Raw genomic sequence first — 19,676 nt, 5'->3', positions numbered from 1 at the left:
TGTCGCGGTCGAGTCCTGAGGAGGACCCATGGAAGCCCCGAAACATCTCTGGCACAACGGCCGTATCGCATCCTGGCAGGACGCCACGGTGCACGTCGGTGCCCACGCACTGCATTACGGCTCCTCGGTGTTCGAAGGTATCCGTGTGTATGCCACGCCAGAGGGTCCACGCTACTTCCGCCTGGAAGAACACACCGAGCGCCTGTTCCACTCGGCACGCGTGTACGACCTGATCGTTCCCTACGATGCCGCCACCATCAATCAGGCCTGTCGCGAGGTCATTACCGCCAATGGGCTGGAATCGGCCTACGTGCGTCCCATCGTGTTCCGTAGCGGCTTCACCTTCAGCCTGGCGCCGTCGCTGGATACCAAGGTGGACGTCTCGATCATCGCGCTGCCCTGGGGTGCCTACCATGGCACCGACGCACTGGAAAAAGGCGTGGACGTCTGTGTTTCCTCGTGGAACCGGGCCGCGCCGAACACCTACCCCAGTGGCGCGAAAGCCGGTGGCAATTACCTCAACAGCCAGCTGATCGCGCGCGAGGCGATCAACGGCGGCTTCGCCGAAGGCATCGCCCTGGGCACGGACGGCTTGCTGAGCGAAGGCGCCGGGGAAAACCTGTTCATCGTGCGCAAGGGCGTGATCTACACGCCGCCGGCGGCGTCCTCCATCCTGTGCGGCATCACCCGCGATTCCGTCCTGACGCTGGCCCGCGAGCGCGGATTCGACGTGGTCGAGCAGTCGCTGCCACGCGAGATGCTCTACTTTGCCGACGAAGTGTTCATGACCGGCACCGCCGCGGAAATCACCGCCGTGCGCTCCGTCGATCGCAAACCGGTCGGCAGCGGCCATCCCGGTCCGGTCACCCGCCAGTTGCAGGCCGATTTCTTCGGCCTGTTCGACGGCCGCACCGACGATCGCTGGGGCTGGTTGTCGGCCGTGACCGAAACCGAGCACGGGAGGGTCGCCGCATGAGCGCCCGCACCCTGTTCGACAAGCTGTGGGACAGCCATCAGGTAAAAGCCGAGACGGCCAGCACGCCCGGCGTGCTCTACATCGACCTGCACCTGGTGCACGAGGTGACCTCGCCGCAGGCCTTCGACGAACTGCGCTCGCGCGGGCTGAAGGTGCGTCGCCCCGATCGCACGCTGGCCACGCTGGACCATTCCACGCCGACGCTGCCGGCCGATGCCGACGGCAAACGTCCTTACTACACCAAGGAGGCCGAAGCGCAGGTCGCGAAGCTGGAGTCCAACGTACGCGAGTTCGGTATCGACCTGATGGGCTGGGACAGTCCCCAGCGCGGCATCGTCCACGTGGCGGGGCCCGAGGTGGGGGCGACCCAGCCGGGCATGACCATCGTCTGCGGCGACAGCCACACCGCCACGCATGGTGCCTTCGGCGCGCTGGCCTTCGGCATCGGTACCACCGAGGTGGGCCATGTGCTGGCTACGCAGTGCTTGCTGCAGCGCAAGCCGAAGTCGTTCGCCATCCGTGTGGACGGCGCCCTGCAGCGCGGCGTCACCGCGAAGGACCTGATCCTGCACGTGATCGGCACGATCGGCATCGGCGGCGGCACCGGCTACGTGCTGGAGTACACCGGCGAGGCGATCCGCGCTCTGTCGATGGAAGAGCGCATGACGGTGTGCAACATGTCGATCGAGGCCGGCGCGCGCGCCGGCCTGATCGCCCCTGACGAGACCACGTTCGCCTGGCTGAAGGACCGCGAGCGCGTGCCGAAGGGCGACGCCTGGGACCGCGCGGTTGCCGCGTGGCGCGACCTGCCCACCGACGAAGGCGCCACCTACGATCGCGAAGTGCGTATCGACGCCTCGGCGATCCAGCCGTCGGTCACTTACGGTACGCACCCGGGCATGGTGGTGCCGATCCACGGCAATGTTCCCGCCGCCGCGGATGCGATGGAACAGCGCGCGCTCGACTACATGCAGGTCACCGCCGGCAAGCCGATGTGGGGCGAGAAGGTCGACGTGGTGTTCGTGGGCAGCTGCACCAACGGTCGCCTGTCCGACCTGCGCGCGGCAGCGGGACTGCTGCGCGGTCGCAAGGTCGCGGAAGGCGTGCGCATGCTGGTGGTGCCCGGTTCCGAGCAGGTACGTCGGGATGCCGAGCGCGAGGGCCTGGACGAGGTGTTCCGTGCCGCCGGCGCCGAGTGGCGCGAATCCGGCTGCTCGATGTGCATCGCCATGAACGGCGACCTCGCCCAGCCGGGCCAGCTCGTCGTCGCCACCAGCAACCGTAACTTCGAGGGACGCCAGGGCAAGGGCGCCCGCACTGTCCTCGCCAGCCCCCTGGTCGCGGCCGCCTCCGCCATCGCCGGCCATGTGGCCGATCCCCGCGATTACATGACCCAGGAAGTTGCCGCATGAGCCAGACCAGCCGACCGCTCGCCTACGTGCATTCGCGCACGGCGGTGTTGCGCAACGAAAACATCGATACGGACCGGATCATTCCGGCGCGATTCCTCACCACGACCGAACGCACTGGACTGGGCAAGCACTGCTTCCAGGACTGGCGTTACGCCGCCGACGGCAGCGACGACCCGGCGTTCCCCCTGAACCAGCCGGAAGCACGTGGCTGCGCGATCCTGGTCGCCGGTCACAACTTCGGCTGCGGCTCGTCGCGCGAGCACGCCCCCTGGGCGCTGCTGGACTACGGCATCCAGGCGGTGATCTCCAGCGAGATCGCGGACATCTTCCGTGGCAACTCGCTGAAGAACGGCCTGCTGGCCATCGTCGTCGGCGCCGCCGAGCACCGCTGGCTGCTGGACAACCCCGGCGTCGAACTGCGGATCGATATCGCCGAGGGCACCATCGCGCTGCCCGACGGCGGCATCACCCGTTTCGACCTGGACGCCTTCTCGCGTCACTGCCTGCTCAACGGCGTCGACCAGATGGGCTTCCTTCTGCAGCACGAGGCGGATATCGCCACCTTCGAAACCCACCGGGAGAAAGCCGCATGAAGGCGTCCATCGTCGTACTGCCGGGCGACGGCATCGGCCCGGAAGTGGCCGCCGCCGGCGTGGCCGTGCTGACCGCCATCGCCGATCGTTTCGGCCATGCATTCACCTTTACCGAGCATGCCATCGGCGGCGATGCGATCGATCGCTTCGGCGATCCGCTGCCGCCCGCCACGCGCGAGGCACTGCTCGCCGCCGACGCCATCCTGCTGGGCGCCGTGGGCGGCCCGAAGTGGTCGGATCCGAACGCGGCCGTGCGCCCGGAACAGGGCCTGCTGGCCATGCGCAAGCTGCTGGGTGTGTTCGCCAACGTGCGTCCGCTGAAGCTGCATCCGCGCACCGCCGCACTGTCGCCCCTGAAACCGGAGCGCACCAAGGGCGTGGACCTGGTGTTCATCCGCGAACTCACCGGCGGCATCTATTTCGGTGCGAAGACGCGCAGCGAGACGGACGCCACGGACGAATGCCGCTACAGCGTGGTGGAGATCGAACGCGTGGTGCGCCATGCATTCGAGCTGGCCCGCACCCGGCGTCGCAAGGTCACCTCGGTGGACAAGGCCAACGTGCTGGAAACCTCGCGGCTGTGGCGTTCGGTGACCACCCGCGTGGCCGCCGATTACCCCGACGTGGCGCTGGAACACCAGCTGGTGGATTCGATGGCCATGCACCTGCTGACCCGACCCGCCGACTACGACGTGATCGTGACCGAGAACATGTTCGGCGACATCCTGACCGACGAGGCCTCGGTGCTGGCCGGCTCGCTGGGCCTGTCACCGTCGGCGTCGCTGGGTGGCCCGGGCGCCGGCGTCTATGAGCCGATCCACGGTTCCGCGCCCGACATCGCCGGGCAGTCGCTGGCCAATCCCCTGGGCACCATCCTCTCCACCGCGATGCTGTTGCGCCACTCGCTCGGCCTGCCTGCCGAGGCCGCCGTGGTGGAAGCCGCGGTGGACCACGTGCTCGAGCACGCCAACCTCACCCGCGACCTGGGCGGCAGCGCAAGCACGCACGACGTAACCCGCGCTGTCCTGGATGCCTGTCATACCGAAGCGGAGGCCCTGTGAACACCAAGAAGATCCCCATCCGCACGCTGCGCAGCGACGCGATAAAGACCGGTCCGGACCGGGCCCCGGCGCGTGCCATGCTGCGCGCCACCGGCCTGGACGACGAGGCCATCGCACGGCCGATGGTGGCCATCGTGCACAGCTGGTCCAACGTCTCTCCGTGCAACCTCAACCTGCGCGACCTCGCCGAGGCGGCTGCGGACGGCGTGCGCGCGGCGGGCGGCACGCCGGTGGAGTTCAACACCATCGCGGTCACGGACGGCATCGCCATGGGCACGAGCGGCATGCGCTCGTCGCTGGTCAGCCGCGAGATCATCACCGACTCCATCGAGTTGGCGGTGGACGGCCATTGCCTGGATGCCATGGTGGTGCTGTGCGGCTGCGACAAGACGATCCCCGCCGCGGCCATGGCCCTGGCGCGGCTCAACATACCCGGCGTGGCGCTGTACGGCGGCAGCATCGACCACGGCACGCACAACGGCTGCCCGATCACCGTGCAGCAGGTGTTCGAGGCGGTGGGCGCGCACGGCGCGGGCAAGATCGACGACGCGGAACTGGATGACGTGGAACGCCACGCCTGTCCCGGTGCCGGTGCGTGCGGTGGCCAGTACACCGCCAACACGATGGCGATGGTGCTGACCACGCTCGGGCTGTCCCCGGTGGGACTGAACGACATTCCGGCGACGCACCCGGCCAAGCGCGACGCCGCGTTCCGTTGCGGCGAACTGGCCATGGCGTGCCTGGAAGCCGACCGCAAGCCGCGCGACATCATGACCCGCGCCGCCTTCGACAACGCCGCGCGCATGGTTGCCGGCACGGCGGGCTCCACCAATGCCGTGCTGCACCTGCTGGCCATGGCCAACGAAGCGCGCGTGCCGCTGTCCATCGAGGACTTCGAGCCCGCCTCGGTGCACACCCCGGTGATCGCCGACCTCATGCCCGGCGGCCGGTTCAGTGCGGTGGAACTCACCGCGGCCGGCGGCACCACCATCGTCGCCCGCGAACTGCGCAAGGGCGGCATGCTGGTCGATACGCCCACCGTCACCGGACGCAGCCTGTTCACCGAATTGGACGCAGCGCCCGCGGCGACGGAAGGACAGCAGGTGGTGCGCCCGGTCGATGCGCCGTTCAAACCGCGCGGCGGTTACAGCATCCTCTACGGCAACCTGTCGCCGGAGGGCTGCATCCTCAAGCTGGCCGGCCACGGTCGCACCAGCCACGCCGGCCCGGCACGTGTCTTCGAAAGCGAGGAAGACGCTTTCGCAGCCGTCAAGGCAGGCCGTATCCGCGCCGGCGATGTCATGGTCATCCGCAACGAAGGTCCGGCCGGCGGCCCGGGCATGCGGGAGATGCTCGCGGTCACCGCCGCACTGATCGGCCGCGGCCTGGGTAACGACGTGGCGCTGATCACCGACGGCCGCTTCAGCGGCGCCACCCACGGCTTCATGGTCGGTCACATCGCGCCCGAAGCCGCACGCGGCGGCCCCATCGGCCTGATCCGCGAGGGCGATGCCATCTTCATCGACGCCGCCAGTCGCGAACTGCGTACCGACGCGGACCTGGCCTCCCGCCGTGCCACGTGGCGACCGGGACCGCCGAAGGTCGTGCGCGGCGTGCTCGCCAAATACGCGCGCCTGGTCGGCTCCGCCGCCGAAGGCGCCGTGACGCAGGCCTTCGACGATGCGCCCGCCACGGCCGCCGCCGAACCCGCGCGCCGTGAATTCGCCGAAGCGGACTGCACGCAGGAACTGATTGGCAACTGATCCACCTTTCCTTCTTTTTCCGAACATCCACCTGGAGACACCCCGTGACCGACAAGCAAGCCACCACCGCCCCGCTGCAGAATGCCCGTATCGCCGTGCTCGGCTACGGTAGCCAGGGCCGTGCGCACGCGCTCAACCTGAAGGACTCCGGCCTCGACGTCGTGGTCGGCCTGCGTCCGGGTGGCCCGTCGTGGAACCGTGCGTATACCGATGGCTTTGCTGTCGCCGAGCCCGCCGAGGCCGTGCGCGACGCCGACCTGGTCGCCGTGCTCACCCCGGACATGACCCAGCCGGGCATCTACAAGGACGCGATCGAGGCCAACATGAAACCCGGCGCGGCGCTGCTGTTCGCCCACGGCTTCAACATCCACTTCGGTCAGATCCAGCCGCGCAAGGACATCGATGTGGTGCTGGTCGCGCCCAAGGGCCCCGGCGCGCTGGTCCGTCGCGAATACGAAATCGGCCGCGGCGTGCCTTGCCTGTACGCCGTGCACCAGGATGCCACCGGCCATGCCACGGAACGTGCCACGGCCTACGCCGCCGGTATCGGTGGTGCGCGCGCCATGCTGATCGAAACCGACTTCAAGGAAGAGACCGAGACCGACCTGTTCGGTGAGCAGGCCGTGCTGTGTGGCGGCGCCTCCGAGCTGGTGCTCAAGGGCTTCGAAACGCTGACCGAGGCGGGTTACCGGCCGGAGATCGCCTACTACGAGGTGATGCACGAACTGAAGCTGATCGTCGACCTGTTCTACGAGGGCGGCATCGCCCGCATGCTCGAATTCGTTTCCGAGACCGCGCAGTACGGCGACTACACCCGCGGCCCGCGCGTGATCGACGACAGCACCAAGCAGCGCATGAAGGAGGTGCTTAAGGATATCCAGGACGGCACGTTCGCCCGCGAGTGGACGGCCGAATATCAGGCCGGCCTGCCCAACTACAAGGCGTTCAAGCAGCGCGACCTGGACCACCCGATCGAGAAGGTCGGCGCGCAGCTGCGTGCCCGCATGCCCTGGCTGCAGGCCAACCAGCCGCAGCCGGCCAAGGCCGCCGAATGATCCCTATCCCCACATGATCCCTTTCCTCCACACGATCCCTTTCCCCCACATGTAGGAGCGCACGATGTGCGCGAACCCTCAGACGGTACTCGGCGAAGGATGCATGGCGCTTGCACCGGGCCGGCTGTCCGATCTTACGGAGCGGCGGTTGGCTGTAGGGGAGTCTAAAAACGCTCCCAAGGATGCCGTGCATGGCTTCATTCGCCACAGGCAAGCCTGAGGGTTCGCGCACAGCGTGCGCTCCTACGGGGTTCGCGCACGACGTGCGCTCCTACCATCACCTCATTAAAGGAATCTCCGACACCGTGAACGCGCAACTGGATACCGTCGGCGCACCGCGCCGCGTCACCTCGAACCACCCGCTGGCCGGCCAGACCATGACCGGCGCCGATATCGTCGTGCAGGTACTTGCCGACGAGGGTCTCGACGTACTCTTCGGTTACTCCGGCGGCGCCATCCTTCCCGTTTACGACGCCGTGTTCCGCTACAACGCGCTGCATACCCGCGACGACGGCAACGAACCGATGCCGCTGATCGTTCCCGCCAACGAGCAGGGTGCGTGTTTCATGGCCGCCGGCTACGCAAGGGCCTCTGGCCGTGTCGGTGTCGCGCTGGTGACTTCCGGTCCCGGCGCCACCAACGCGGTGACGCCCGTGCGTGACTGCATGGCCGATTCCGTTCCCGTCGTGGTCGTCTGCGGCCAGGTACCCACCGCGGCCATCGGCACCGATGCCTTCCAGGAAGCCCCCATCAGCACCATCATGGGTGCCTGCGCCAAACACGTGTTTCTCGTGACCGACCCCTCCACACTGGAGGCCACACTTCGCACGGCGTTCCACATCGCCCGCAGCGGCCGCCCCGGCCCCGTGGTGGTCGATATCCCCAAGGATGTCCAGAACGCACCACTGACATTCGAGGGCAGCCGCGAACTGGCTGTGCGCGGTTACCGGTCGCGCCTGCATGCCGTGGAGTCCGCGACCATCGACGACGCCCACTGCGCCGCCTTCTTCGATCGCCTGGCCCGCGCGAAGCGTCCCTTGATCTACGCCGGTGGCGGTGTCGTCGCCGCCAGCGCCTCGGCGGTGCTCCGCGAGTTCGCGCATGCCTTCGGCATGCCCGTGGTCACTACGCTCATGGGCATCGGCGGCTTCGACACCACCGACCCCATGGCCCTGCACATGCTCGGCATGCACGGCACCGCATACGCCAACTACGCGATGGACGACAGCGACTTCGTCTTCGCGTTGGGCGCACGCTTCGACGACCGCGTGGTCGGCGTGCCGGCCCGCTTCGCGCCGAGTGCACGCACCATCGCGCAGATCGACATCGACCCGGCCGAGATCGGCAAGGTGAAAGCCGTGGACTGGCACCACGTCGGTACGATGAATGCATCACTGCAACGCTTGTTGGATTACGGCAAACGCATTGGCTTCACGCCGGACCTCACCGACTGGCACGCCCATGTGGCGGCACTGAAGACCACCCACGCCATGGACTTCTGCCGCGACAGCGACAGCATCCAGCCGTGTGCGGTCATCCAGGCGATCAACCGCATCACCGATGGCCGCGCGATCATCAGCACCGGCGTGGGACAACACCAGATGTGGGCCGCGCAGTATTTCGATTTCCGCGAGCCGCGCCGCTGGCTGACCTCCGGCTCCATGGGCACGATGGGCTTCGGCCTGCCCGCCGCCATCGGCGCCCAGTTCGCACGACGCGATCTCACCGTGATCGACATCGACGGCGATGCCAGCATCCGCATGAACATCGGCGAGATGGAAACCGTCACCACGTATGGCCTGCCGGTGAAGGTGGTGGTGCTGAACAACAGCGGCGATGGCATGGTGCGCCAGTGGCAGAAACTGTTCTTCAAGGGTCGCTTCTCCGCGTCGGACAAGAGCCTGCACAAGAAGGATTTCGTACGCGCCGCCCAGGCCGACGGTTTCGAATGGGCGCAGCGCCTCGACGATCCCGCCGCCATCGAGGCGACGATTGCCGATTTCCTGGCTTTCGACGGCCCAGCCTTCCTCGAGGTGGTGATCGATGCGGATGCGGGTGTCTACCCGATGGTCGGCCCAGGAGCCACCTATGCCGAGATGATCACCGGCGACTGGATCGCCAGCCGTACGGCACCGACGAGCACCACCGCCGAACCCACAGGAATGTTCTGACCATGCGCCACCTGATCTCCATGCTGCTGCAGAACGAAGCCGGCGCCCTGGCGCGCGTGGCCGGGCTGTTCGCGTCGCGTGGTTACAACATCGAATCGCTCACCGTTGCCGCCACGCACGACGTGGATGCCTCGCGACTCACCCTGGTGATCTTCGGCGACGACGAGGTGATCGAGCAGATCATCAAGCAATCGGCCAAGCTGATCGACGTGCTCGAGATTGCTGAACTGACCCGACGCGACTATGTGGAACGGGAGCTGCTGGTGGCGCGCGTCGAGGCAGACGATGCCGCCACCGACCTCTGCCTGGCCCGATTTGGCGGGCGCCTGCTGCAGCGTGCGGCGGGGCAGTCGGTGGTGGAATACACCGGCCGCGCCGAGGAAGTGGACGTGTTCCTCGATGCCCTGCGCCAGGCCGGCGAGATCGTCGACCACGCACGCAGCGGCATCGCGGCGCTGGAGCGGCCGGTGGCGCTGGCTTGACACGCCATCGGCACTACCAGACCTTGTAAACCCGCCCCGTCTCGCGACCTTCCACCGAACGCGAAAACGCACGTGCGGCACTGGCGGCGCTGACCGGCTCGAAGCCACGGAAGAAGGGGCCGTACGCTTCCATGGCTTCCGTCAGCACGCTCGGGCTCACCGCGTTGATCCGGATACCGCGGGGCAGTTCGATCGCCGCGCCGCGCACGTAGCCTTCCACCGCGCCGTTGACCATGCTGGCGCAGGCACCGGCGAGGATCGGTTGCTCGGTCAGGATGCCGGTGATGAGCGTGAACGACCCGCCGTCGCCGAGCGAGGCGACTCCGGAGCGGACCAGGCGCACCTGGCCCAGCAGCTTGTCATTCAGACCTTCGAGGTACTTCGCCTCGGTCAGTTCGTCGAGCGGTGCGAAAGGCACCTTTCCGGCCGCGCAGACCACCGCGTCGAGTGGGCCGGCTTCGCGGTACATCGCCTCCACGCTCGCGCCGTCGCGCAGGTCCACGCGCAGGTCGCCGCTGGTGCGGCCGGCCGTCACGATATCGTGGCGGGCGCCCAGCTCCGCCGCGACGGCCCGGCCCAGGGTGCCGCCGGCACCGACGATGAGGATCTTCATGGTTTGCTCCTTGGAGGTTGCAGACCGCGCAGGGTACTCTCGGCGCCATGAATCGTCGCGCCGCCCTTTCGCTGCCGCCGCCCATGGCCGATACCTCGGCGCTCGGTCGTGAGCAGGACCTACTCGGCCTGTCGGACGAGCCGTCCATCCATTACCTGGAACACGGTTCGCGCAGCCGGCTGATCCGCTGGCATTACCATCCCGCGTACGAACTGCACCTCATCGTCTCGACGGAAGGCACAGCCTATGTCGGCGATTACGAGGGCCGCTTCTCGCCCTATACGCTGATGCTCACCGGCCCCAACGTGCCGCACAACTGGGTGACGGACGCGGACTGCGAGCCCACCGCACTGCGCGACCGCGTGATCCTTTTCTCAGAGGCGTTCGTGCGCCGGTTCACCGAGTTTTTCCCGTCGGCACGTCACGTGAAGTCGTTGCTTCTGGAAGAAGCCCGCTACGGCATACGTTTCTCGCCCGAGCTGGGGCGGCAACTGGAACCGTTGTTCCGCCGTGTGTCCGATCACCCGGGCCTGCGCCGCGTGGCCAGCTTCTTCGAGATGGTAGAGGCGCTGTCCGAGGATGCGACGCGCTGCCCGCTCAGCAGTCGTCCGTTCCAGGCGTCGGCGGACCCGGGGCAGTCGATGAAGCTGCACCGCGCCGTCGCCTTCATCGACCGGCACTACGCCGGCGATGTATCGCTCAAGGCCGTGGCCGGTCGGCTGGACATGTCGGAGTCGGCCTTCTCGCGATTCTTCCACCAGCACACCGGGTACCGCTTCATCGACTACGTGAACCAGACGCGCGTGCAGCACGCGTGCGAGAAGTTATCGGGCTCCGCGGTGTCGATCACCGACATCTGCTACGAGGTCGGTTTCAGCAACCTCTCCAATTTCAATCGCCGTTTCCTCGCCCTGACCGGCATGACGCCGCGTGACTATCGCATGCGACATCGCGAGGCGAGCGCCGAGGCGTGATGTGGCGGCGCATCATGTGCCGGCCCAGACACGTGCGTCCGCACCCTCCATTTGCGTACTTTATTGACTCTGGCAGCACATGCTGCAATGCGTCATTACTGCGTTTTGTGCCGGCACTTTCGGCCGCTAGAACTAACGATATGCGCAAGAAAGTATGTATTTTCATCGGAAACCGACACCTGACGTATTGGTGAGCCGCACGCCATAGAACCTATAAACGCACATCCGTTTCGTACGCGCCGCCCTACGACGTCGCGCCGGGACATGCCACCCAGGGAGGCACGATGAGCGATTACCGGAACCGGCTCGGCACCCTCGCCGTCTCGGCGCTGTTCGCGGCGGCAGCGGCACCTGTCGCCCTCGCGGACACCACGCTGACCATCGGCACCGTCAACAACGCCGACATGGTGCGCATGCAGGCGCTGTCGCCGGAGTACGAGCGCCAGCATCCCGGCGTGCACCTCAACTGGGTGGTGCTGGAAGAGAACACCCTGCGCCAGCGGCTTACCACCGACATCGCTACCCACGGTGGCCAGTTCGACGTGATCACCATCGGCGCGTACGAGGCGCCGCTGTGGGGCAAGCAGCAGTGGCTGAAGCCGCTGGACAACCTGCCCGCCGATTACGACGGCAACGACCTGATGAAGAACGTGCGCGAACAGCTGACGGTGGACAACCACCTGTACGCGGTGCCGTTCTACGCCGAGGCCAGCATCACCTACTTCCGCACCGACCTGTTCGCCAAGGCCAACCTGACCATGCCGGCCGAGCCGACCTGGGCGCAGGTGAAGGGGTTTGCGCAGAAGCTGCACGATCCGGCCAACGGCGTTTATGGCATCTGCCTTCGCGGCAAGGCCGGCTGGGGCGAGAACATGGCCCTGCTGGGCACCATCGTCAACAGCTACGGCGGACGCTGGTTCGACGAGCAGTGGCACCCGCAGATCGACACACCGGAATGGCACCAGGCCGTTAACTTCTATGTCGACCTGCTGAAGAACTACGGGCCGCCCGGCCCGTCCGACAACGGATTCAACGAGAACCTGGCCCTGTTCGCCGCGGGCAAGTGCGCCATGTGGGTCGATGCCAGCGTCGGCGGCGGCACCGTCACCGATCCGAAGGAAAGCAAGGTGGTCGGCAAGGTGGGCTTCGCGCGCTCGCCGCACCAGCTCACCGATCGCGGCTCGTCGTGGTTGTGGGTGTGGTCGCTGGCCATCCCGGCCAGCTCGCGCCAGACCGACGCCGCACGTGACTTCATCCTCTGGGCCACGTCCAGGCCCTACCTGAAGATGGTCGCCGACAAGTACGGCGAGCAGGCCACGCCACCCGGCACGCGTGAATCGACCTACGCCAACGCCGCCTACATCGCGGCCGCGCCCTTCGCGAAAGTGACCTACGACTCGCTCAAGGCCGTCGACCCGGCGCATCCGACGCTCAAGCCCGTGCCTTACAAGGGCATCCAGATCGTGTCGATCCCCGAGTTCCAGGCCGTCGCCACCCTGGTCGGCCGGCAGATCGCCGGCGCTCTGGCCGGCCGAGGGAACGTGGACGACCTGCTGCACACGGCACAGGACGCGGTAAGCCGCACCATGAAACGCGCCGGCTACTACGACAACAAGCCCGTCATCCAGAAGGAGTCGCCGTAATGAGCGCGCGTATCCGCAAACGTCCGGAGCGACTGCTCGCGCAGCCCGCCATCATCATGCTGCTGGCCTGGATGATCGTGCCGCTGGCGATGACGCTGTATTTCTCCACGCAGTACTACAACCTGCTTTACCCGGGAAAGTCCGCCTTCGTGGGCCTGGAGAATTTCGCCTACTTCTTCGCCTATCCCAGCTTCTGGACGTCGATCCTCAACACGATCCTGCTGGTGGGCAGCGTGCTGGTGGTCACCGTGGTCGGCGGCGTGCTGATATCCGTACTGGTGGACGAGACGTTCCCCGGCCAGGGCATCGTGCGCATGCTGCTGATCTCGCCGTTCTTCATCATGCCGACCGTGGCCGCGCTGGTCTGGAAGAACCTGATGATGAACCCGGTGTCCGGCTTCCTCGCCTGGGTATGGAAGCTGTTCGGTGCCACGCCGGTGAACTGGTTCGCCGACTGGCCGTTGCTGTCGGTCATCGTCGTGGTGTCGTGGGAATGGCTGCCGTTCGCCATCCTGATCTTCGTCACCGCGCTGCAATCGCTGGACCGTGAACAGATGGAAGCGGCCCGGATGGACGGCGCGCGTGGCCTGGCCATCTTCCGCTACCTCACCCTGCCCCATCTCGCCCGCCCCATCGCCGTGGTGGTGATGGTGGAGGCCATCTTCCTGCTCAACATCTTCGCCGAGATCTTCGTCACCACCAACGGTGGCCCAGGCGATGCGACCACCAACATCCCGTACCTGGTCTACACGCAGGCCTTGCTGGAGTTCGACGTGGGTGCGGCGTCCGCTGGCGGACTGGTCGCGGTGGTGCTGGCCAACATCATGGCGGTGGTGCTGATCCGCCTGATCGGCAAATCGTTGACCGAGAAGGCGTGAGGAGACAGCCATGGCCAAGACCCACCGTAACCCGCTCGCCCGCACGCTGCGCATCGTCGCCTCGTGGATCGTCGCCCTCATCGTGTTCTTTCCCATCCTGTGGATGGTGCTGACCAGCTTCAAGTCCGAGCTGGATGCCTTCAGCATGCCGCCGCACTTCCTGTTCGCGCCCACGCTGGAAAACTACGAACAGATCCTCGCACGCGCCAACTACCTGCACTACGCGTGGAACTCCATCGTCACCGCCGGCGGGGCCACGCTGCTGGGCATGATCGTGGCCGTGCCGGCCGCCTATGCCTTCGCCTACCACCCGACGGCGAAGACCAAGAGCGTGCTGCTGTGGATGCTCTCGACCAAGATGCTGCCGAGCGTGGGCGTGCTGGTGCCGATCTACCTGATCTGCCGCGACCTGAACATGCTCGACTCCAAGGCCGCGCTGATCGTCATCTTCGCGCTGATCAACCTGCCGATCATGGTGTGGATGATCTACACCTACTTCCGCGACATTCCCTACGACATCCTGGAAGCCGCGCGCATGGACGGCGCCAGCACGACGCAGACGATGTTCCGGGTGCTGATTCCCGTGAGCCGCGGCGGCCTGGCCTCCACGGCGCTGCTGTGCCTGATCCTCTCGTGGAACGAGGCGTTCTGGTCGCTCAACCTCACTACCACCAGCGCCGCACCACTGACGGCACTGGTGGCCTCGTTCTCCAGTCCCGAGGGGCTGTTCTGGGCAAAGTTGTCCGCCGTGTCCACCCTGGCCTGCGCACCCATCCTGGTGCTGGGCTGGCTGTCGCAGCGCCAGCTCGTCCGCGGTCTCACCTTCGGCGCAGTCAAATAGGAGTCGCCCATGTCCCGTCTGGAAATCCGTCAGCTGCGCAAGTCGTTCGAAGGCGTCGATGTCATCAAGGGTATCGACCTGGTGGTGGAGGATCGCGAGTTCTGCGTGTTCCTCGGGCCTTCCGGTTGCGGCAAGTCCACCACGTTGCGCCTCATCGCCGGGCTGGAAGAGGCCGACGACGGGCAGATCCTGCTCGACAGCGACGACATCACCGATAAGCCAGTGGACAAGCGCGACCTCGCCATGGTGTTCCAGAGTTACGCGCTGTATCCGCACATGAGTGTGCGCGAGAACATGTCGTTCGCGCTGAAGCTGGCGAAGATGGACCAGCGCGCCATCGACGAGAAAGTGGCACGGGCGACGAAGATCCTTGCGCTGGAGCCCTATCTCGATCGCAAGCCCTCCGCGTTGTCCGGCGGGCAGCGCCAGCGCGTCGCCATCGGCCGGGCGATCACCCGCGAGCCCCGCGTGTTCTTGTTCGACGAGCCGTTGTCCAATCTCGATGCGGCCCTGCGCGCGGCGACGCGCCTGGAAATCGCACGCCTGCATACCGAGCTCAACGCGACCATGGTCTACGTCACCCACGATCAGGTGGAAGCGATGACGCTGGCCGATCGCATCGCGATCTTCAACGAAGGCCGTATCGAACAAATCGGCAAGCCGATGGCGCTCTACCACAAGCCCGTGAATCTCTTCGTCGCCGGCTTCCTCGGCATGCCGCAGATGAACTTCTTCCGTGCCACCGCGCAGGGCGGCACGTTCCGCCTGCCCGGCGGCAACGCGCTGACTGTGCCCGGCGCCGAGGCGACCGGCGAGGTCACCATCGGCATCCGCCCGGAACACCTGCGCGTGTGCGACGACGACGGCGCTGGCGACACCGTGAAAGGCATCGTGTCGGTGGTCGAACGGCTGGGCAGCGAGACCTACGCCTATGTCGATGTGCCAAACATCGGTTCGGTCACGGTGCGCGCCGAAGGCGATTTCGAGCGCCGTGCGGGACGCGAGATCTGCATCCGGCTGGACCCGACCCACGCGCATGTGTTCGACGCCACCGGCGTCGCCATCCATCATCCGGCAAGAAACTGACCATGGCCGTCTCCCTCCACCCCGCTTCGCTCGACAGCCTTCCCCAGGGCGTCGATGCACCGTCTTACGATCGCGCGGGGATCACCGCCGGCATCGCGCACATCGGCGTCGGCGCGTTTCACCGCGCGCACCTGGCGATGTACACCCATCACACGCTGTCCGATCCGGCCATGCATGCATGGGGCATCCTCGGCATCAACCTGCTGGAACATGATCGTCCGCTCGCCGAGGCACTCAAGGCGCAACAGGGCCTCTACTCCGTCAGTGAGTTCGATCCACGTGGCGAGCGCCGCACCCACGTGGTCGGCGCCATGGTCGAGTACCTCTATGCGCCCGACGACGGCGCTCGGGTGCTCGAACGCCTGGCCGACCCGGCCATCCGTATCGTCTCGCTGACGATCACCGAAGGCGGTTACCTGATCGACGAGCACGGCACGTTCCGCCTCGACGACGACACGGTCGCCCACGATCTCGCCCATCCGGACACGCCCCGCGGCGTGTTCGGCTTCCTCGTCGGCGCCCTGGCAAAACGCCGCGCGGCCGGCGTAGCCGCCTTCACCGTCATGTCCTGCGACAACCTGCGCCACAACGGTGCACAGGCGAAGAAAGCCGTGCTCGCCTTCGCGCGGGCCCGCTCACCGGAACTGGCGGCGTGGATCGACCGCGAGGTGGATTTTCCCAACGGCATGGTCGATCGCATCACTCCCGCGACCACCCCGTCGGTGCGTGACGAGCTCAATGCGGCCACCGGCCTCGACGACCGCGCGCCGGTGGTCTGCGAGGATTTCATCCAGTGGGTGCTGGAAGACCGCTTCCGCCAGGGGCGCCCGGCGTGGGAGAACCACGGGGTGCAGATCGTGGATGACGTGTCCGCTTACGAAGACGCGAAGATCCGCCTGCTCAACGGCTCGCACCAGATGCTGTCGTACCCGGCCTTCCTCTCGGGGCATCGCCGCGTCGACGTGGCCGTCAAGGACCCGCTGTTCAATGCCTACCTCACCGATTTCCTCGACGAGGACGCCGGCACCTGGCTGACATCACTGCCCGGCATGGACCTGGGACCCTACAAGATGAAACTGCTGGACCGTTTCAGCAACGCGTCCATCGCCGACCAGCTCGACCGCCTGTGCCTGGACGGCGGATCGAAGATCCCCGGCTTCCTCGGCCCCACCATCACGGCCTGCCTGGAGAACGGCAAGGACGCGCGCCGCCTGGCCTTCGCGCTGGCGGCGTTCGACCGGTATGTCCGCGTCGGCAAGGACGATAACGGCGAGGGCTACCCCCTTCGCGAGCCCAACGCCATGCGCCTGGTGCAGCCGATGATCGACAGCGGCTCGAAGGACACCCTGATCGAGAGCGTCGAACTGGTGGGGCCGCTGCCCGCGCGGGATGAGCGTTTCCGTCGCCAATACGACATCTACGTGGACGCGCTGGCGCAGCAAGGGGTGCGCCGTACCCTGGAGCAGCTGGACGCCCTCGTCGACTGAGGGTTCATGGCGCACTCTCGGTGGCTTCACTTCGCCGAACCTACGGTGGCTAGCCTTATCCGTAGCGAAGTGGAGTCCACCATGCCCTACAACCCGACCAACCCACAGCCGCCGTTCGCCGAGCCGGGCAAGAACCGTCCCGAGGACGAGATCCGCCAGCCGGGCAGCTACAAGCCCGAGCGCGATGCGGACGCCGAGCCGCCGGTAAACGACGATCCGATCGAACCGCTGGAACGTTGACGATACCGAGGCGCCGTGAGGCGCCTTTTTTGGGTCTTCGCGCATGACCCAGGCGCTTGCCGAAGCCGAAGCCCAAACCAGAGCCAGAGCCAGAGCCGCGGTGGCTCGCATGGTGCCGCGATGAGGAGCTGGGTGGTCACACTCTGCGCTCGAGCAGCGGCCGCAAGCGGCCGAACTCGCTCAGAGCGTAACCACCCAGCTCCTCTGCAACGACAGAGGCCATCTGTGGGGAGAGCAAAACGTCAGCGACCTCGTACGTTACGGTCCCGCCCTGGATATTCGGAGTCGGGCGAGTCTGCGAGCGTCTCTCTTCCGGCCCGACGCCTCCTCCCCGATATCGCACGAGCAGCGGCTTTAAACCCAATTACCACGCCACCCTCCCGCGGTTAGGCGTGAACAGCCTTTTTCCGTTTGTGATCGCTAGACTTCTCTTATGAGCCCTTCCTCCAAGAAACCCACGGCGCGACGTAAGGCATCGCCTGGCATGCGGCCCGCGAGCAGTCCCACACCCGCGCCCGCCGCGCGCCCCGCGGATGCCTCCACCACCGCCGAGCGCGTACTGGCCTTCCTGCTCAAGGGCCTGCCCCCGGCACGCCGCGAGAAAGTCCACGCCTACCTCGTACTCACACGCATGGATCGGCCCATCGGCGCCCTGCTGCTGCTGTGGCCGACCTGGTGGGCGCTGTGGCTGGCGGCCCGCGATTTCCCGCCGATCGGCTCACTGGTGATCTTCACGCTGGGCGTGTTCGCCATGCGCTCCGCCGGCTGCGCCATCAACGACTATGCCGATCGCAAGCTCGATCCGCAGGTGGCTCGCACCGCCGGGCGCCCCATCGCCAGTGGACGCGTCACGCCTCGCGAGGCGCTTTACGTGTTCGCCGGGCTGCTGGCGTTCTCGTTCGTGCTGGTGCTGTTCACCAACACGCTGACGATCCTGCTGTCGTTCGGCGGTGCCGCCCTCGCGGCGCTCTATCCCTTCACCAAGCGCTACACCAACCTGCCGCAGGTGGTGCTCGGCGCGGCGTTCGGCTGGTCGATCCCGATGGCGTTCGCCGCCGTGACGCATAGCGTGCCGCCCGTGGCCTGGCTGCTGTTCATCGGCAACATCCTCTGGTCGGTGATCTACGACACCGAGTACGCCATGGTGGATCGCGAGGAAGACATCAAGGCGGGGGCGAAGTCCACGGCGATCCTGTTCGCCGACGCGGACCTCGTCATCATCGGCATCCTCATGGGCACGTTCCTGCTGGCCATGCTGCTGGTCGGCACGCGATCGGGGCTGGGCTGGCCGTACTGGCTGGGCCTGGCGGTGACCACCGGCCTGTTCGCCTGGCAGCAGTGGACCATGCGCCATCGCGAGCGGCAGGCCTGCCTTACCGCGTTCCGCCAGAACAACTGGGTCGGCCTCGCGCTGTGGGTGGGCATCGTGCTGGCGCTGGCCCTACGCGGGTAAGGGCGTTCGCGCCAGCGCCCAGACATCCACCCGGGCCACACCGGCGTCGGTCAATGTGCGCACGCATTCGCCAAGGGTGGCGCCGGTGGTCATGACATCGTCGACCAGGGCGACATGGCGCTGGGACGGCACGCGCCTTACATGGAACGCACCGCGGATGTTCGCCGCACGCGCGGCCGCATCGAGGTCGGTCTGCGGCCGGGTCTTCTTCACCCGTTGCAGGACGTCATGTCGCACGGGTATGGAAAGCCGACGACCCAGATGACGCGCCAGCTCCATCGCCTGGTTATAGCCGCGCGAGCGCAGGCGTGAACGATGCAGCGGCATGGGCAACAGCAGATCGGGCGTCGTCGGCGGGCATCCGGTGTCGAGCCAGCATTGCGACAGGACGCGTCCGGCGACGAGGCTGCCTGCGAACTTGAAGCGGCGCTCCAGTTCGTCCAGCGGCCAGGTGTAGACGAAGGGCACCCAAAGGTCCGCCCAGGGGCGATCCCCCTGCAGGCAGGTGGCGCAGGCCGGAACGGAGGTGGGGAGGGGCTGTGCGCAGCGCCCGCAGCAACTGTCGTTGCGCACCAGGCCGGCATGACAGGCCCGGCAGAGCGCGCGCCCGGTCTCGCTTGGCGCCTCGCAGACCAGGCAGCGCGGCGCCAGCAGGAAGCGGGGCATCGCGCTCAGCCAAGGTAGGAAACGGGACGCGTCCATGCGTCGGCGGGCGGGTCAGTCGCGACGGCGGAACATGGCCGCGTCGACGATGGACCACAGGTGGATGATCCAGCCGAGCCAGATGATCCAGAGGACCGCGGCCAGCACGAACATGATCAACGCCTTGAAGACGCGGCCCTGGACGAGCTGGCCCAGGCCGGGAATGAAGAAACTGCAGATAGCGGCAAGGACGTTGCCGCCGCTGCCTTGACCGGTGCTCATGGGAAGGCCTCCTGTAGGAATGAC

Annotated in this window: 19 protein-coding genes; 16 read left to right on the top strand and 3 right to left on the bottom strand. The window is 66.8% G+C overall.

What is annotated here, in order from left to right:
- Positions 1-28: 28 nt before the first annotated feature.
- The 8 genes from QRN34_RS05255 (at position 29) to ilvN (ending at position 9,513) form a co-directional block, all read left to right on the top strand.
- Positions 29-976: a branched-chain amino acid transaminase gene (locus QRN34_RS05255; protein ID WP_285402651.1), complete on the top strand. Its 948-nt coding sequence runs from the start codon at positions 29-31 to the stop codon at positions 974-976.
- Positions 973-2,388: a 3-isopropylmalate dehydratase large subunit gene (gene leuC / locus QRN34_RS05250; RefSeq protein ID WP_285402649.1), complete on the top strand. Its 1,416-nt coding sequence runs from the start codon at positions 973-975 to the stop codon at positions 2,386-2,388. The genes QRN34_RS05255 and leuC overlap by 4 nt, the downstream gene beginning before the upstream one ends.
- A complete protein-coding gene (gene leuD, locus QRN34_RS05245; RefSeq protein ID WP_285402647.1) occupies positions 2,385-2,981 on the top strand; it encodes a 3-isopropylmalate dehydratase small subunit in 597 nt (198 codons plus the stop codon). The genes leuC and leuD overlap by 4 nt, the downstream gene beginning before the upstream one ends.
- Positions 2,978-4,042 (top strand): 3-isopropylmalate dehydrogenase, encoded by a 1,065-nt coding sequence (leuB, locus tag QRN34_RS05240; protein ID WP_285402645.1) that lies wholly within the window; start codon positions 2,978-2,980, stop codon positions 4,040-4,042. Before leuD ends, leuB begins: the two co-directional genes overlap by 4 nt.
- A 26-nt stretch (positions 4,043-4,068) precedes the next feature.
- Positions 4,069-5,805 (top strand): dihydroxy-acid dehydratase, encoded by a 1,737-nt coding sequence (ilvD, locus tag QRN34_RS05235; protein ID WP_285403071.1) that lies wholly within the window; start codon positions 4,069-4,071, stop codon positions 5,803-5,805.
- Entirely contained in the window at positions 5,805-6,860 is a 1,056-nt protein-coding gene (gene ilvC, locus QRN34_RS05230; RefSeq protein WP_345782893.1) for a ketol-acid reductoisomerase, read from the top strand. Before ilvD ends, ilvC begins: the two co-directional genes overlap by 1 nt.
- A 377-nt stretch (positions 6,861-7,237) precedes the next feature.
- Positions 7,238-9,031, top strand: a complete 1,794-nt coding sequence (gene ilvB / locus QRN34_RS05225) for a biosynthetic-type acetolactate synthase large subunit (RefSeq protein ID WP_285403069.1) — start codon at positions 7,238-7,240, stop codon at positions 9,029-9,031.
- 2 nt (positions 9,032-9,033) lie between these two features.
- Positions 9,034-9,513 carry an acetolactate synthase small subunit gene (gene ilvN / locus QRN34_RS05220; protein WP_285402641.1) on the top strand — a complete coding sequence of 160 codons (480 nt, stop codon included), beginning with the start codon at positions 9,034-9,036 and terminating at the stop codon, positions 9,511-9,513.
- A gap of 13 nt (positions 9,514-9,526) precedes the next feature.
- Here the strand turns inward: ilvN and QRN34_RS05215 are convergent, their stop codons facing one another.
- Positions 9,527-10,126, bottom strand: coding sequence for a short chain dehydrogenase (locus tag QRN34_RS05215; RefSeq protein ID WP_285402639.1), 600 nt, complete (start codon positions 10,124-10,126; stop codon positions 9,527-9,529).
- 47 nt (positions 10,127-10,173) lie between these two features.
- Between QRN34_RS05215 and QRN34_RS05210 the strand changes: the two genes are divergently transcribed.
- From QRN34_RS05210 to ubiA, 8 genes are all read left to right on the top strand, one after another.
- On the top strand, positions 10,174-11,100 hold the full coding sequence (locus QRN34_RS05210; protein ID WP_285402637.1) for an AraC family transcriptional regulator: 927 nt from the start codon (positions 10,174-10,176) through the stop codon (positions 11,098-11,100).
- Between the two features lie 284 nt (positions 11,101-11,384).
- Complete coding sequence (locus QRN34_RS05205; RefSeq protein ID WP_285402635.1) at positions 11,385-12,743, top strand: sugar ABC transporter substrate-binding protein; 1,359 nt, start codon at positions 11,385-11,387, stop codon at positions 12,741-12,743.
- Complete coding sequence (locus tag QRN34_RS05200; protein ID WP_285402633.1) at positions 12,743-13,621, top strand: sugar ABC transporter permease; 879 nt, start codon at positions 12,743-12,745, stop codon at positions 13,619-13,621. Before QRN34_RS05205 ends, QRN34_RS05200 begins: the two co-directional genes overlap by 1 nt.
- Before the next feature lie 10 nt (positions 13,622-13,631).
- Positions 13,632-14,462, top strand: a complete 831-nt coding sequence (locus tag QRN34_RS05195) for a carbohydrate ABC transporter permease (protein WP_285402631.1) — start codon at positions 13,632-13,634, stop codon at positions 14,460-14,462.
- A 9-nt stretch (positions 14,463-14,471) separates the two neighbouring features.
- Positions 14,472-15,548 (top strand): ABC transporter ATP-binding protein, encoded by a 1,077-nt coding sequence (locus QRN34_RS05190; RefSeq protein ID WP_285402629.1) that lies wholly within the window; start codon positions 14,472-14,474, stop codon positions 15,546-15,548.
- 2 nt (positions 15,549-15,550) lie between these two features.
- Positions 15,551-17,035: a mannitol dehydrogenase family protein gene (locus QRN34_RS05185; protein ID WP_285402627.1), complete on the top strand. Its 1,485-nt coding sequence runs from the start codon at positions 15,551-15,553 to the stop codon at positions 17,033-17,035.
- Positions 17,036-17,080: 45 nt separating this feature from the next.
- The gene (locus QRN34_RS05180) at positions 17,081-17,275 is read left to right on the top strand and encodes a hypothetical protein (protein WP_285402625.1); all 195 of its coding nucleotides are present in this window, start codon (positions 17,081-17,083) and stop codon (positions 17,273-17,275) included.
- Between the two features lie 484 nt (positions 17,276-17,759).
- Entirely contained in the window at positions 17,760-18,728 is a 969-nt protein-coding gene (ubiA, locus tag QRN34_RS05175) for a 4-hydroxybenzoate octaprenyltransferase (RefSeq protein ID WP_285402623.1), read from the top strand.
- On the opposite strand, the gene QRN34_RS05170 is transcribed toward ubiA, so the two are convergent.
- Positions 18,717-19,394 (bottom strand): ComF family protein, encoded by a 678-nt coding sequence (locus tag QRN34_RS05170; RefSeq protein WP_285402621.1) that lies wholly within the window; start codon positions 19,392-19,394, stop codon positions 18,717-18,719. The two genes, ubiA and QRN34_RS05170, sit on opposite strands and share 12 nt — an antisense overlap.
- Before the next feature lie 51 nt (positions 19,395-19,445).
- Entirely contained in the window at positions 19,446-19,652 is a 207-nt protein-coding gene (locus tag QRN34_RS05165) for a hypothetical protein (protein WP_036139110.1), read from the bottom strand.
- Positions 19,653-19,676 lie beyond the last annotated feature (24 nt).

It is taken from the genome of Luteibacter sp. ME-Dv--P-043b, from assembly GCF_030209605.1.
Taxonomy (GTDB): Bacteria; Pseudomonadota; Gammaproteobacteria; order Xanthomonadales; family Rhodanobacteraceae; genus Luteibacter.
The sequence above is the reverse complement of the archived record's forward strand: the minus strand, read 5'-3'. Positions and strand labels throughout refer to the sequence as shown.

Bases quoted from the DNA above. Each gene is read 5' to 3' on its own strand.
- QRN34_RS05255 (WP_285402651.1), top strand. From the start codon at position 29: ATGGAAGCCCCGAAACATCTCTGGCACAACGGCCGTATCGCATCCTGG.
- leuC (WP_285402649.1), top strand. From the start codon at position 973: ATGAGCGCCCGCACCCTGTTCGACAAGCTGTGGGACAGCCATCAGGTA.
- leuD (WP_285402647.1), top strand. From the start codon at position 2,385: ATGAGCCAGACCAGCCGACCGCTCGCCTACGTGCATTCGCGCACGGCG.
- leuB (WP_285402645.1), top strand. From the start codon at position 2,978: ATGAAGGCGTCCATCGTCGTACTGCCGGGCGACGGCATCGGCCCGGAA.
- ilvB (WP_285403069.1), top strand. From the start codon at position 7,238: ATGACCGGCGCCGATATCGTCGTGCAGGTACTTGCCGACGAGGGTCTC.
- ilvN (WP_285402641.1), top strand. From the start codon at position 9,034: ATGCGCCACCTGATCTCCATGCTGCTGCAGAACGAAGCCGGCGCCCTG.
- QRN34_RS05215 (WP_285402639.1), bottom strand. From the start codon at position 10,126: ATGAAGATCCTCATCGTCGGTGCCGGCGGCACCCTGGGCCGGGCCGTC.
- QRN34_RS05210 (WP_285402637.1), top strand. From the start codon at position 10,174: ATGAATCGTCGCGCCGCCCTTTCGCTGCCGCCGCCCATGGCCGATACC.
- QRN34_RS05205 (WP_285402635.1), top strand. From the start codon at position 11,385: ATGAGCGATTACCGGAACCGGCTCGGCACCCTCGCCGTCTCGGCGCTG.
- QRN34_RS05200 (WP_285402633.1), top strand. From the start codon at position 12,743: ATGAGCGCGCGTATCCGCAAACGTCCGGAGCGACTGCTCGCGCAGCCC.
- QRN34_RS05195 (WP_285402631.1), top strand. From the start codon at position 13,632: ATGGCCAAGACCCACCGTAACCCGCTCGCCCGCACGCTGCGCATCGTC.
- QRN34_RS05190 (WP_285402629.1), top strand. From the start codon at position 14,472: ATGTCCCGTCTGGAAATCCGTCAGCTGCGCAAGTCGTTCGAAGGCGTC.
- QRN34_RS05185 (WP_285402627.1), top strand. From the start codon at position 15,551: ATGGCCGTCTCCCTCCACCCCGCTTCGCTCGACAGCCTTCCCCAGGGC.
- ubiA (WP_285402623.1), top strand. From the start codon at position 17,760: ATGCGGCCCGCGAGCAGTCCCACACCCGCGCCCGCCGCGCGCCCCGCG.
- QRN34_RS05170 (WP_285402621.1), bottom strand. From the start codon at position 19,394: ATGCCCCGCTTCCTGCTGGCGCCGCGCTGCCTGGTCTGCGAGGCGCCA.
- QRN34_RS05165 (WP_036139110.1), bottom strand. From the start codon at position 19,652: ATGAGCACCGGTCAAGGCAGCGGCGGCAACGTCCTTGCCGCTATCTGC.